General features: G+C 40.2%; 1 protein-coding gene and 1 pseudogene. Both read left to right on the forward strand.

The window, feature by feature from the left end; genetic code table 11:
* A pseudogene (locus AC1DUW_RS28970) lies at window positions 1-291 on the forward strand (hypothetical protein); the annotation flags it as partial.
* Complete coding sequence (locus AC1DUW_RS28975) at window positions 272-1,228, forward strand: phosphotransferase (RefSeq protein ID WP_477644206.1); 957 nt, start codon at window positions 272-274, stop codon at window positions 1,226-1,228. The pseudogene AC1DUW_RS28970 and the gene AC1DUW_RS28975, both read left to right, overlap by 20 nt.
* Window positions 1,229-1,368 lie beyond the last annotated feature (140 nt).

Raw genomic sequence — 1,368 nt, forward strand, 5'->3', positions numbered from 1 at the left:
CAAGGAGGTCAACCGGGAATGATGGGAGGCCARCAAGGAGGTCAACCGGGAATGATGGGAGGCCARCAAGGAGGWCARCCGGGAATGATGGGWGGCCAATATAGAGGTCAACCAGGAATGATGCCAGGTCAATTTGGAGGTCAACCAGGAATGATGCCAGGTCAATTTGGTGGTCAGCCGGAAGCAATGTTACCTGGACAAATGGGGGGGCAACCAGGTCAATTCGGGGGCGTTCGTGCGCCTGAAACGTTTGGAATGCCAACTTATGTAGATGAAAGCGATGACTACTAATTATCAGCAAGGCAGTGTATTTTACACTCGTCTCCTCTCTTATTTAAATCGTAGGCCAAAGAATATCCACCATCTTCAAAGTAGTGTCTATTTAATTACCTTTGAAAAGGATCCTCCGCTGATTCTTAAAGGATTTGACAGTTTTGAAAAGTGGGATCGACAAAGAGAATTGACTTCTTTGTTAAAACAAAAGGGATTCACTCAAACGTATTATATTCATCAGAATTTAATGCCTTTCCAATTTGAAGGGAAATGGTATGGCAGTATAGACTATTTGCCACCTAGTAAGAAAAAATTCCGATATTCCAATCAAAAGGATCGCCTTGAAGGAATTCAGTTACTTGAAAGCTTCCATGATGTTTCGGAACATCTATATATTAAAGCGCCAGTTTTTGATCAATCAAAAAAATGGAAAGAACGGTTATCGCTATTCAAAAAGAACTTTTCTTATATTCGCCAATATGTTTCCGAAGAGATTATTAAGGAGTGGATTGGCTGGGGTGAGTGGGCCCTTGATGGTTTTGAAAAAAATCAGTCTTTGTGGAATAAGGAAAAAAAAGTAATCATTCACGGTGATTGTGCTCATCATAATTTTTTGCGGAAAGCAGATGGCACCTTAACCTTAATCGATTTTGACTTAATGGCCAGCGCTCCAAGGTGCATTGATTATTTACAGTATGCAAATCGAATATCCAATCATTTAGAAGACGCTGCTACGATGTTATGGCAAATACCTCAACTGAAAAAATATCAATCAGACCCAGCCTTTTTATATGCTTTAACTTATCCAACGGATATTTTCCGTGAATGGAACCGCCAAAATAAAAGTTCTTCTCAGCTTCATTCTGTTTGGAAAATGACGGTGGAAGATTTTTCAGAGCGGATGGAGATGAATGAAAAACTGAAAGAAAAGATTTCCTCCCTATATAGGAAATAAAACGTGCTTTTGGCCGTAACTAACAGAGTAAAATCCCCTTTAGACARCCATGATAATTATGAGCGAAATATAGGCTCTATTGTAATGGGGAGGGTTGTTGGTGCGGAAAATAAAATGGGCATTGCCGCTTTGCACGGTAT

This window comes from Peribacillus sp. P4_C12, from assembly GCF_056402095.1.